Source organism: Sagittula sp. P11, from assembly GCF_002814095.1.
Classification (GTDB): domain Bacteria; phylum Pseudomonadota; class Alphaproteobacteria; order Rhodobacterales; family Rhodobacteraceae; genus Sagittula.
The window spans coordinates 2,347,187-2,360,016 of sequence record NZ_CP021913.1 but is presented as its reverse complement, the minus strand read 5'-3'; the positions used below and the strand labels follow the sequence as shown (position 1 = coordinate 2,360,016).

Annotated in this window: 8 protein-coding genes; all 8 read left to right on the top strand. The window is 67.3% G+C overall.

The window, feature by feature from the left end; genetic code table 11:
• Nucleotides 1–5 precede the first annotated feature (5 nt).
• Entirely contained in the window at nucleotides 6–1,445 is a 1,440-nt protein-coding gene (glgA, locus tag CDO87_RS11400) for a glycogen synthase GlgA (RefSeq protein WP_100928898.1), read from the top strand.
• A complete protein-coding gene (gene glgX, locus CDO87_RS11395; RefSeq protein WP_100928897.1) occupies nucleotides 1,442–3,526 on the top strand; it encodes a glycogen debranching protein GlgX in 2,085 nt (694 codons plus the stop codon). Before glgA ends, glgX begins: the two co-directional genes overlap by 4 nt.
• Complete coding sequence (locus CDO87_RS11390) at nucleotides 3,523–5,463, top strand: 4-alpha-glucanotransferase (RefSeq protein WP_100928896.1); 1,941 nt, start codon at nucleotides 3,523–3,525, stop codon at nucleotides 5,461–5,463. Before glgX ends, CDO87_RS11390 begins: the two co-directional genes overlap by 4 nt.
• Nucleotides 5,464–5,482: 19 nt before the next feature.
• Nucleotides 5,483–7,099: an alpha-D-glucose phosphate-specific phosphoglucomutase gene (locus CDO87_RS11385; RefSeq protein ID WP_100928895.1), complete on the top strand. Its 1,617-nt coding sequence runs from the start codon at nucleotides 5,483–5,485 to the stop codon at nucleotides 7,097–7,099.
• A gap of 296 nt (nucleotides 7,100–7,395) precedes the next feature.
• Nucleotides 7,396–7,962: a ribosome maturation factor RimP gene (gene rimP, locus CDO87_RS11380; RefSeq protein ID WP_100928894.1), complete on the top strand. Its 567-nt coding sequence runs from the start codon at nucleotides 7,396–7,398 to the stop codon at nucleotides 7,960–7,962.
• Nucleotides 7,963–7,965: 3 nt separating this feature from the next.
• Nucleotides 7,966–9,582 carry a transcription termination factor NusA gene (nusA, locus tag CDO87_RS11375; protein WP_100928893.1) on the top strand — a complete coding sequence of 539 codons (1,617 nt, stop codon included), beginning with the start codon at nucleotides 7,966–7,968 and terminating at the stop codon, nucleotides 9,580–9,582.
• 4 nt (nucleotides 9,583–9,586) lie between these two features.
• Nucleotides 9,587–10,234, top strand: a complete 648-nt coding sequence (locus tag CDO87_RS11370; RefSeq protein ID WP_100928892.1) for an RNA-binding protein — start codon at nucleotides 9,587–9,589, stop codon at nucleotides 10,232–10,234.
• A gap of 9 nt (nucleotides 10,235–10,243) precedes the next feature.
• Nucleotides 10,244–12,754, top strand: coding sequence for a translation initiation factor IF-2 (gene infB, locus CDO87_RS11365; RefSeq protein ID WP_100928891.1), 2,511 nt, complete (start codon nucleotides 10,244–10,246; stop codon nucleotides 12,752–12,754).
• Nucleotides 12,755–12,830 lie beyond the last annotated feature (76 nt).

Sequence of the window (12,830 nt, the reverse complement as noted above, 5' to 3'; positions counted from 1 at the left end):
CTCGCATGAACGTCCTGATGGTCACCTCGGAATGCGCCCCCTTCGTCAAGACGGGGGGACTTGCAGACGTGGTCGGCGCGCTGCCCGGCGCACTGGCACCATCGGGCGTGGATGCGCGGGTGATGCTGCCGGCCTATCCCGCGCTGTTCCCGCTTCTGGCCAAGGGGATCGAGGTGGCGACCTTCGGCGATCTGCCGGGGGGCACGGGACGGCTGGTGCAGGTGGAGGCAGAGGGGCTGACGCTGCTCCTGCTCGACGCGCCGCAACTCTTCGACCGCCCGGGCAAGCCGTACAACGGCCCGGACGGCCTCGACTGGCACGACAACCACCGCCGTTTTGCCAGCCTCGCGCAGGCGGCGGCGCGCATCTGTTTCGACGGGCTGGCGGGCTGGACGCCGGACGTGCTGCATGCCCACGACTGGCAGGCCGCCCTTGCCCCGGTCTATCTGAAACAGACGGGCCGCACGGTGCCGAAGACCGTGGTGACCATCCACAACATCGCCTTCCAGGGCCGGTACGGCGCGCATGTACTGGACGAGCTGGGCCTGCGGCGCGACTGGTTCCACGCCGACGGCCTCGAATACTATGGCGACGTGAGTTTCCTGAAGGCCGGGCTTGTCTATGCGGACCACGTCACCACCGTCTCGCCGACCTACGCGCGCGAGATTCTGACCCCGCGGTTCGGGATGGGTCTGGAGGGCGTGCTTCAGGCCCGGACAGACAGCCTGACCGGCATCCTGAACGGCATCGACACAGGCGTCTGGAACCCCGGGGACGACGCCGCCCTGCCCGCGCCCTACGACGCAAGAAACCCGAAGAACAAGCGGCAAAGCCGCGCGGCGCTGGCCGAGCGTCTATCGCTGGACCCTGACCATGACGGTCCCTTGTTTTGCGTCATTTCCCGGCTGACCGAACAGAAGGGGCTGGACGCACTGGCCGCGGCGATCCCGCACCTCGTGGAGGCGGGCGGCCAACTGGCCGTGCTGGGCACCGGCGAACCGGGGCTGGAGGCGGCCTTCACCAAGGCGGCGCAGGACTTCCCCGGCAAGGTCGGCACCTACATCGGCTATGACGAGGCGTTCTCGCACCTCATGCAGGGCGGCGCCGACGCGATCCTGATTCCGTCCCGGTTCGAACCCTGCGGGCTGACGCAGCTATACGGCCTGCGCTACGGCACGCTGCCGGTTGTGGCGCGGACAGGCGGACTTGCAGACACGGTGATCGACGCCAATGCCGCCGCCCTCGCGGTCAAGGCCGCGACGGGTTTCGTCATGGACGAGGTCACGCCCGAGGCGATCTCGGCGACGCTCGACAGGGTGATGGAACTTTATGCGCAGCCCGGCGTCTGGAAAGAGATGATGCGTGCCGCCATGCGTCATCCGGTGGGTTGGGAGGAGTCCGCCAAGTCCTACGTCACCCTTTACGAGATCCTCACCGCATCATGACCGACACATACGCGACAAGACCGGGCCGCCCCAACCGTCTGGGCGCCCATTGGGATGGCGAGGGGGTGAACTTCGCCCTGTTCTCCGACCACGCCCATAAGGTCACACTCTGCCTCTTTTCCGAGGACGGCGAGACGGAGACCCATCGCATCGACCTGCCCGAACGCTCCGGCGCGATCTGGCACGGCTACGTCCCCGGACTGGCTCCTGGCCAGCTCTACGGCTACCGTGTCGACGGCCCCTATGCGCCCGACCGGGGCCACCGCTTCAACGCGAACAAGCTGCTCCTGGACCCCTACACCCGCGAATTGCACGGCGGGTTCACCCAGGACCCCGCGATGTTCGGCTACACGCCGGGCAGCGACGATCTGAGCTTCGACGAGCGCGATTCCGCGCCCTTCGTGCCGAAGTCGGTCGTCTCTCACCCCGATACCTTCCCGCTGGACGCACGCCCGCTCCGGCGCGGCTGGGACGATGCGCTGATCTACGAGGCCCACGTGAAGGGCACCACGATCACCCACCCGATGATCGCGGAGGAAAAGCGCGGGACCTACGATGCCATGGCCTCCGACGCGATGCTCGAACACCTGACCAAGCTGGGCGTCACCATGGTGGAACTGCTGCCCGTTCAGGCGCTCAAGCCCGAGGGCGTCCTGCTGGAGCGTGGCCTGACCAACTACTGGGGCTACAACACCGTCGCCTTCTTCACGCCGGAGCCGCGTTACCTCGGCCCCTCGGGCGTGAAGGGGTTCCGCGACATGGTGGACCGCTTCCACGCCGCCGGGATCGAGGTGATCCTCGACGTGGTCTACAACCATTCCGCAGAGGGCGACCAGAACGGGCCGACCCTGTCGTTCCGCGGCATCGACAACGCCTCCTACTATCGCCTGCTGGACGGCCAGCCCCGGTACTACGTGAACGACACCGGCACCGGGAACACGATGAACTGCTCGCACCCCTTCGTGCTGCGGCTGATCCTCGATTCCATGCGGTTCTGGGTGCAGGCCTACGGCGTCGACGGCTTCCGGTTCGACCTGGCCACGACGCTGGCGCGGGAACCGCAGGGCTTCGACCGGCATGGCGGCTTCCTTGACGCGCTGCGGCAGGACCCGGTTCTGTCCGGCGTGAAGCTGATCGCCGAACCGTGGGACATCGGACCCGGCGGCTACCGGCTGGGCCAGTTCCCGCCGGAGTTCGCCGAGTGGAACGACCGCTACCGCGACACGCTGCGCCGGTTCTGGCGGGGCGACGCACGGGCGGCGCAGGACCTCGGCGGCGCGATCCTCGGGTCCGCGGACCTGTTCGACACGCGCGGCCGCAGGGCCTGGTCCTCGGTCAACTTCGGCGCTGCACACGACGGGTATACACTCGCCGACGTCACCGCCTACACCGAGCGCCACAACGAGGCGAACGGCGAGGACAACCGCGACGGCCACCACGACAACTTCTCCGACAACTTCGGGGTCGAGGGGCCGACCGACGACGCCGACATCAACGCCGCCCGCCGTCAGCGCGTGCGCAACATGCTGGCCACGATCATGCTCTCCCAGGGCACGCCGATGATCCTGGCCGGGGACGAGGGCGGAAACACCCAGAGCGGCAACAACAACTCCTACTGTCAGGACAACGAGACCTCGTGGCTCGACTGGGAGGCGATGGACGGCAACCTGATCGAGTTCACCGCCGCGCTGTCGGCCGTCCGCAAGGCGCACCCGACGCTGGGTCAAAGCCGGTTCCTGCACGGTGCCACCCGGTCGGACGGGACGAAGGACGTGGAATGGCGGGCCTTCGACGGCTCGGCGCTGAACTGGCGCGATCCGGGCCTGTCGTCGCTCTGTATCCTGTTGCGCGGCTCCGCCGAGAACCCGGAGGGCGACGCCTCTCCGGACACGCTGCTCTTGGCCTTCAACCGGGAGAACGCGGATCAGGAGCTGGAGCTTCCCGACATCGCCCCGCGCCGCTGGCGTCGGGAAATCGACACTTCCACCGACCTGCAAAGCCCGCTGGACATCGCAGAGCCGAAGATCACCGTTCCGCGCTGCTCCCTGTCGGCCTTTGCCGCCGTCGAGGCCGAGGCATGACCGAAGCGCTCCGCGCGCTGGCCGAGGCGAACGGCATCCATCCCGGGTTCCACGACCTCTCCGGGCGCTACCTGACCGCGGCGCCCGAAACCCTGACCGCCCTGCTGCGCGCCACGGGCACCCCCGTGTCTTCCGAATCGGAGGCGACAGAGGCGCTCGCCGCCCTGCGCGCGACCGAAGCCGCACGGCACCTGCCCGCCGAGCTGCTCCTGACGGAGGGCGAAAGCCATGCCCTCCCGGTGGCCTGCGCGTGGACGGTCGCAGACGAAAACGGAACGGAGCTGGCATCGGGCGGGCCGACCGACCCGATCCCGCCCCTGCTCTTCGGCTACTACGTGCTGAACGGCGAGGGGCAGGGCTGGACGGAGGAGGTCTTTGTCCTCGTGCGTCCCGCCTCCGGTGCCCCCTCTGTCGCCGACCTCGCGCGCGTGCCACGCGCTTGGGGCGTCGTCGGCGCGCTCTACGGGTTCCGCTCGGAACGCAACGGCGGGCTAGGCTCCTACGCGGACCTCGCGGAGGCCGCCGAGGCGCTGGCGCCGATGGGCTCGCAGTTCCTCGGGATCAATCCCATCCACGCCCTGGGCTGGGCGGCGGTGGACATGCTCTCGCCCTACTCGCCCACGCACCGCGGTTTCCTCAGCACGGACCATATCGCGGTGCAGGGCCTTGGGCCGACACCCCCTGCCGAGCTGATCGACTACATCGCCTTCCGCAAACAGCACCGCGCCGGGCTGGAAGCCGCCTATGCCGCCTTCGAGGGCGACCCGGACTTCGACGCCTACCTCGCCGCGCACCCGGACCTTTCCGATTTCGCCGCCTACGAGGCGCTGAGCGAACAGTTCGGCGAGGACAGCCGCACCTGGCCCGCCCGCCTGCGCAAACCCGGCCCCGAGGCGACGAAGGCCGCGGGCACCCGCGCCCGCTTTCACGCCTGGACGCAATGGCAGGCCGAGACTCAGACAAAGGCCGCACAACGGCGCGCGAAGGCGGCGGGCATGGGTTTCGGGCTCTACCTCGACCTCGCGGTCGGATCGCGGCCCGGATGCGCCGAAAGCTGGATGAACCCCGAAACGGTGGCCACCGGCGTCTCCATCGGGGCGCCCCCGGATTACCTGAACCCCGAGGGCCAGTCCTGGAACCTGGCCGTGCACGCGCCGAAGCGGCTGACCGCCAACCGCTACCACCCCCTGCGCGACATGCTGCACCGCCTGATGTCCCGCGCGGGCATCCTGCGAATCGACCATGCGCTCGGCCTCCTGCGCGCCTACTGGCAGCCGGAGGACGGCAGTCCCGGCGGCTATGTCACCCAGCCGTTCGACGCCCTGCTGTCGGTCATCGCCATCGAGGCGCGCCGCACCGGCTGCCTCGTGATCGGCGAAGATCTCGGGCTTGTGCCTGCAGGCTTCCGCGAGAGGATGAACGCCGCCGGTCTGCTGTCCTATTCCGTCTGGCAGTACGAGACCCACGACGACGGCACGCTTGTCCCCGCCGCCGACCTGCGCCCGCACGCGCTGGCCTGCTTCGGGACGCATGACACGCCGACGCTCCGGGGCTTCTGGTACGGCACCGACATCCGCTGGTGGCAGACCATGGGCTGGCAGTCCGAAGCCGAAACCCGCGCCCGGCTGGACCAACGGTCAAGCCAGCGCGCCGGGCTGCGCGAGATGTGCAACATCCCCTTCGACGCGGGCCCCGCGCAGATCGCCCGCGCCATCCACGGCGCGCTCCTGAACGGGCCGAGCGTCCTGACCGCGCTGCAACTCGACGACCTTCTGGGTCAGGTGGAGGCACAGAACCTCCCCGGAACCATAGACCAACACCCCAACTGGCGCCGCCGGCTGCCGGTCCCTGTGGCGGAACTGGCCAACGCGGCACAGATTCGCGATACCTTGCCGCAAAGGCCCGAGTCGGACAGCACGCCGGCGGCTGAGGATTGAACGGAAAGGACTTTGCCCGATGACACCCGTGACCAAACCGATCTCGCCCTTCGAGGGACAGAAACCCGGCACCTCGGGCCTCCGCAAGAAGACCCGGGTGTTCATGCAGCCGGGCTATGTCGAGGCCTTCGTCCAGTCGATCTTCAACGCCATCGGCGGCTGCGCGGGCAAGACCTTCGTCATCGGCGGTGACGGACGCTACTTCAACGCCGAGGCCATCCAGACGATCCTGCGCATGGCCGCCGCGGGCGGCGCTTCGAGGGCGATCGTCGGACAGCACGGGCTGCTGTCGACGCCCGCCGCGTCGAACCTGATCCGGGTGCGCGGCGCCGACGGCGGGCTGATCCTGTCGGCCAGCCACAACCCCGGCGGCATCGACGAGGATTTCGGCCTCAAGTACAACATCTCGAACGGCGGCCCCGCACCCGAAGGGGTGACGGCGGCGATCTTCGACCAGACGCAGACGCTGACGGAATACTACACGCTGGACACCGCGGACCTCGACCTCTCGGCCATCGGCGAAACCACGCTGGGCGGCATGACGGTCGAGATCGTCGACCCGGTGACCGACTACGCGGCGCTGATGCAGACGCTCTTCGATTTCGACGCCATCAGGGCGCTGATCGCGGACGGCTTCACCCTGCGCTTCGACGCGATGCACGCGGTCACCGGCCCCTATGCCAAGGCGATCATCGAAGGCATGTTGGGCGCGCCCGAAGGCACAGTGCTGAACGGCGTACCATCGGTCGACTTCGGCAAGGGCCACCCGGACCCCAACCCGATCTGGGCCAAGCCGCTGGTCGACATGGTGATGTCGGAGGATGGCCCTGACTTCGCCGCCGCCTCCGACGGGGACGGCGACCGCAACATGATTCTCGGCAAGGGGATCTACGTGACCCCCTCGGACAGCCTTGCGGTGCTGGCCGCCAACGCGCCGCTGGCCCCGGGGTACGAGCGCGGACTGGCTGGAGTCGCCCGCTCCATGCCCACCTCCCGCGCCGCCGACCGCGTGGCCGATAAGCTGGGCATCGGCGCCTACGAGACCCCCACCGGCTGGAAGTTCTTCGGCAACCTCCTCGATGCGGGAAAGGCCACGCTCTGTGGCGAGGAAAGCGCCGGAACCGGCTCCGACCACGTGCGGGAGAAGGACGGCCTCTGGGCGGTGCTGCTCTGGCTCAACATCCTTGCGAAGCGCAAGATGAGCGTGAAGGACATCCTGCTGGACCACTGGCAGACCTACGGGCGCGACTATTACTCCCGCCACGACTACGAAGCCGTGGACAGCGCCATTGCCGAAGGCATCATGGCCGACCTCAAGACCAGGGTGGACGGCCCGCTGCCCGCGGGGATCGAGAAGATCGACAGCTTCTCCTACACCGACCCGGTCGACGGCTCCGTGAGCCACAACCAGGGCATGCGCGTGTTCTTCGACGACGGTGCCCGGGCGGTGATGCGCCTCTCCGGGACCGGCACCGAGGGCGCCACGATCCGCGTCTACCTCGAACGCTACGAAGCCCCGGACGGCGACCTGACGATCGAGACGCAGGAAGCGCTCGCCCCTATCGCCGCGGCCGTGGACGACCTGACCGGCCTCAAGGAACGGTCCGGCCGGACCGCGCCGGATGTCATGACCTGAAAGGGGCTCCGCCCCCGCCCACTGCGTGGGCTCCCCCGAGGTATTTGGACCAAGATGAAGATGGAGACGCGCCCATGCCTTCATCTTGGCGAAAATACCTCGGGGGGAGCCGAAGGCGGGGGGCGGCGCCCCCCCTCCGCCGCCGCGGCAGCGAATCCGCTTGCGTCCCGCGCCGCGCTCGCCTATATCGCCCTCAACAGCGAGGAGCTGGGGCCGCGAGGCCGCAGCGCCCACCGATAAGATGAGCGGGCCGCTGGCCCGCTTTTTTGTTTCTGCGCCCGAAAGGCCCGATAGAAATGACCAATATGATCGCAAAGACCGGCATGGACATGCGCCTTGCCGAGATCCTCGCCCCGGTCATCGAGGACATGGGGTTCGAACTTGTCCGCATCCGCCTGCAGGGCGGCAACACGCCGCTTTTGCAGATCATGGCCGAACGTCCCGAGGGCGGGATCGAAGTCGACGAATGCGCGGCGATCTCGACCGCCGTGTCCGCCGTGCTCGACGTCGAGGATCCGATCGTCGAAGCCTACACGCTGGAGGTCTCCTCTCCGGGGATCGACCGCCCGCTGACGCGGCTCAAGGATTTCGACACGTATGAAGGCTATGAAGCCAAGCTGGAAACCGACGAACTGATAGAGGGCCGCAAGCGGTTCCGTGGTATCCTGGCCGGGGTCGAAGGCTCCGAGGTTCTGATCAACGTGGACGAGGGCACGATCGGCCTGCAGTTCGACTGGCTCGCAGACGCGAAGCTGGTGATGACCGACGAGCTGGTCCGCGAGATGCTCAAGGCCCGCAAGACGGCCGCACTGGACGAAAACAAGTACGACGACATCGAGGCCGACACGCCCGAGGAGGAATAAGAGATGGCAATCACCTCTGCAAACCAGCTGGAGCTCCTGCAGACCGCCGAGGCAGTCGCGCGCGAGAAGATGATCGACCCCGGTCTCGTGGTCGAGGCGATGGAGGAATCCCTCGCCCGTGCGGCAAAGTCCCGCTACGGCGCGGAGATGGACATCCGCGTCTCCATCGACCGCAAGACCGGCCGCGCGACCTTCACCCGCGTCCGCACCGTGGTCGAGGACGAGGAGCTGGAGAACTACCAGGCGGAACTGACCGTCCAGCAGGCCAAGCAGTACATGGCCGACCCGAAGATCGGCGACACCTACGTCGAGGAAGTCCCGCCCGTCGAACTGGGCCGCATCGCCGCGCAGTCCGCCAAGCAGGTCATCCTCCAGAAGGTCCGCGAAGCGGAGCGTGACCGTCAGTACGAGGAATTCAAGGACCGCGCCGGCACGATCATCAACGGTCTGGTCAAGCGCGAGGAATACGGCAACGTCATCGTCGACGTGGGCCGGGGCGAGGCGATCCTGCGCCGCAACGAGAAGATCGGCCGCGAGAGCTATCGCCCGGGCGACCGCATCCGCTGCTACGTCAAGGACGTCCGCCGCGAGACCCGTGGCCCGCAGATCTTCCTGTCGCGCACCGCGCCGGAATTCATGCGCGAGCTCTTCAAGATGGAAGTGCCGGAGATCTACGACGGCATCATCGAGGTGAAGGCCGTGGCCCGCGACCCGGGCTCCCGCGCCAAGATCGCCGTGATCTCCTACGACAACGGCATCGACCCGGTCGGCGCCTGCGTGGGTATGCGCGGTTCCCGCGTGCAGGCCGTCGTGAACGAGCTGCAGGGCGAGAAGATCGACATCATCCCGTGGAACGAGGACGTGCCGACCTTCCTCGTGAACGCGCTGCAACCGGCCGAAGTGTCGAAGGTCGTTCTGGACGAAGAGGCAGAGCGCATCGAGGTCGTCGTGCCGGACGAGCAGCTTTCGCTCGCCATCGGCCGTCGCGGCCAGAACGTGCGTCTGGCCTCGCAGCTCACCGGTCTCGACATCGACATCATGACCGAGGAAGAGGAATCGAAGCGCCGCCAGAAGGAATTCGAGGAGCGCACGCAGCTGTTCATGGACACGCTGGACCTCGACGAATTCTTTGCCCAGCTGCTGGTTTCCGAAGGGTTCACCAACCTCGAGGAAGTCGCCTACGTCGAGATGGACGAACTGCTGGTCATCGACGGCGTGGACGAGGACACCGCGGCGGAGCTTCAGACCCGTGCACAGGAATACCTCGAAGAGCAGGCCCGCAAGGCGGAAGCCCGGGCCCGCGAACTTGGCGCCGACGACACCCTGCTGGCCTTCGAGGGCCTGACCCCGCAGATGGTGGTCGCCCTCGCCGAGGACGGCGTGAAGACGCTCGAGGACTTCGCCACCTGCGCCGACTGGGAGCTGGCCGGCGGCTGGACCACCCAGGACGGTCAGCGCGTCAAGGACGACGGCCTGCTGGAGAAGTTCGGCATCGACCTCGAGGAAGCGCAGAACATGGTGATGACCGCCCGCGTGATGCTGGGCTGGGTCGACCCCGAAGAGCTGGTTTCGTCTTCCGAGGAAACGGAAGAAGAAGCCACCGAAGAGGCCGAGGAGTAAGCGATTGACCCGAGGGGGCCGCGACACCAACCGCGAAGACGGACCTGAACGGAAGTGCATCGCCACGGGCGAAGTGCAACCGAAGAACGGGCTCGTGCGCTTTGTCGCGGGCCCCGACGGAAGGATTGTGCCCGATCTGGCTGGAAAATTGCCCGGAAGAGGCCTATATGTCTCTGCTGACCGCGCCGCGCTGGAAAAAGCCGTTAAGAAGGGCCTTTTCTCCCGCGCCGCGAAGCAACCCGTTCAGGTTCCTGACGGCCTGGCGGATCTTCTCGAACAGATGCTGGCCCGACGCGTGATCGACCTGATCTCGCTGGCCCGCAAATCGGGGGAAGCCATAGCGGGTTACGAGAAGGTGAAGGCCATGCTCCAGATGGAGGAGGCCTCTGTCCTGATCCAGGCCGAAGACGGCTCTGGCCGGGGCAAAACGAAATTGAGCACGCCTTACGGCGGGCGATATATCGGCTGGCTGACCGCGGACGAGTTGGGCGCGGCCTTCGGTCGACAAACTGTTATACACGCCGCGCTTGGCTCTGGCGGACTCGTGCCGCGTATTGTAGAGGAAGCCATGCGCTTGAAAGGACTCCGCGTTGCGCCCGAACCGATGGACGCGAAAGCGGCTCGCGGCGGCGAAACCCGCCGGAAAGGATGAAGACGTTTGATGAGCGATAACGACGGCAAGAAAACCCTGGGGGTTCGTGGTGGCGGCCGGTCCGGCAGCGTGAAGCAGAGCTTCAGCCATGGACGCACCAAGAACGTCGTGGTGGAAACCAAGCGCAAGCGCGTTGTGGTGCCGAAGCCGGGTGCCGGTGCGGCAGCCGGCGCAGGCGGCGGCAAGGGTGGCCCTGTGGGCGGCTCGGGCAAGCGGCCGGCCGGCATTACCGATGCAGAGATGGAGCGCCGCCTGAAGGCGCTTCAGGCCGCGAAGGCCCGCGAGGCCGACGAACAGGCCAAGCGCGAAGAAGAGGAAAAAGCCCGCGCCGAAGAGCGTGAGCGCCTCCGCGCCGAAAAGGAACAGAAGGAACGCGAGCAGCGCGAGGCCGAAGAAGCCCTGCGCCGCAAGGCGGAAGACGAGGCCCGCAAGGTCCGCGAGGCGAAGGAAGCCGAAGAGCGCAAGGCGAAAGCCGCCGCTCAGGCCGCTGCCCAGCCCGCGCCCGCCGAAGGCGAGCCCGCCCGCAAGGCGCGCGACGTCAAGGACAAGGCCCCGCCGGCCCGCCGCGAGAACGAGAACGACGACCGCGGCCGTGGCCGTGGCCGCGACGATTCCGGTCGCCGCTCGGGCAAGCTGACCCTGAACCAGGCGCTTTCCGGTGGCGAGGGTGGCCGTCAGAAGTCGCTCGCCGCGATGAAGCGCAAGCAGGAACGCCAGCGCCAGAAGGCGATGGGCGGCCAGCAGAACCGCGAGAAGGTCGTGCGCGACGTCAAGCTGCCCGAGGCGATCACCGTCGCCGAACTCGCGAACCGCATGGCGGAGCGCGTGGCAGACGTGGTGAAGGCGCTCATGCAGTCCGGCATCATGGCGACGCAGAACCAGTCGATCGACGCGGACACCGCCGAACTCATCATCGAGGAATTCGGCCACCGCGTGACCCGCGTCTCCGATTCCGACGTCGAGGACGTGATCGCATCGGTCGAGGACAAGGAAGAAGATCTTCTGCCGCGTCCGCCGGTCATCACGATCATGGGCCACGTCGACCACGGCAAGACCTCGCTGCTCGACGCGATCCGTCAGACCAACGTGACCTCCGGCGAAGCCGGCGGGATCACCCAGCACATCGGCGCCTACCAGGTGACGACGAAAGACGGCCAGGTGCTGTCGTTCCTCGACACCCCGGGCCACGCCGCCTTCACCTCCATGCGCTCCCGTGGTGCACAGGTGACGGACATCGTCGTGCTGGTGGTTGCGGCGGATGACGCCGTGATGCCGCAGACGGTCGAGGCGATCTCCCACGCGAAAGCGGCGGGTGTCCCGATGATCGTGGCGATCAACAAGGTCGACAAGCATTCCGCGAACCCGACCAAGGTGCGCACCGACCTTCTCCAGCACGAAGTCGTGGTGGAAGAGATGTCCGGTGACGTGCAGGACGTCGAGGTTTCGGCGCATACCGGCCAGGGCCTGGATCAGCTGCTCGAAGCCATCGCGCTTCAGGCCGAGATCCTCGAGCTGAAGGCCAACCCGAACCGTGCCGCCGAAGGCGCCGTGATCGAAGCGCAGCTCGACGTGGGCCGTGGCCCCGTGGCCACCGTTCTGGTGCAGAAGGGCACGCTGAAGCAGGGCGACATCTTCGTCGTGGGCGAGCAGTACGGCAAGGTCCGTGCGCTCATCAACGACAAGGGCGAACGCGTGAAGGAAGCCGGCCCCTCCGTGCCTGTCGAGGTCCTGGGCCTCAACGGCACACCCGAAGCCGGCGACGTGCTCAACGTGACGGAAACCGAAGCACAGGCCCGCGAGATCGCGGAATACCGTGCCCACGCCGCCAAGGAGAAGCGCGCAGCCGCCGGTGCAGCGACCACGCTGGACCAGCTTCTGCAGAAGGCCAAGGACGACGAGAACGTCTCCGAACTGCCGATCCTTGTTAAGGCGGACGTTCAGGGCTCTGCCGAGGCGATCGTTCAGGCGATGGAGAAGATCGGCAACGACGAGGTGCGCGTGCGCGTGCTGCACTCGGGTGTCGGCGCCATCACCGAAACCGACGTCGGCCTTGCCGAAGCGTCGGGCTGCCCGGTCATCGGCTTCAACGTCCGTGCCAACGCACCGGCGCGGAATGCCGCGAACCAGAAGGGCGTGGAGATCCGCTACTACTCGGTGATCTACGACCTCGTGGACGACGTGAAGAAGGCGGCCTCCGGCCTGCTGTCCAACGAAGTGCGCGAGAACTTCATCGGCTACGCCGAGATCAAGGAGGTCTTCAAGGTCTCCAACGTCGGCAAGGTCGCGGGCTGTCTGGTCACCGAAGGGGTGGCACGCCGCTCTGCCGGTGTCCGCCTCCTGCGCGACAACGTGGTGATCCACGAGGGCACGCTGAAGACGCTCAAGCGCTTCAAGGACGAGGTGGCCGAGGTCATCTCCGGCCAGGAATGCGGCATGGCGTTCGAGAACTACGACGACATCCGCCCGCAGGACGTCATCGAGATCTTCGAGCGTGAAGAGATCGTGCGTACGCTGGACTGATCCCGGACGCACCCAAGACATGAACAAGGCCGCGACCCACCCGGGTTGCGGCCTTTTCCTTTGTTCCCAGGCGGAC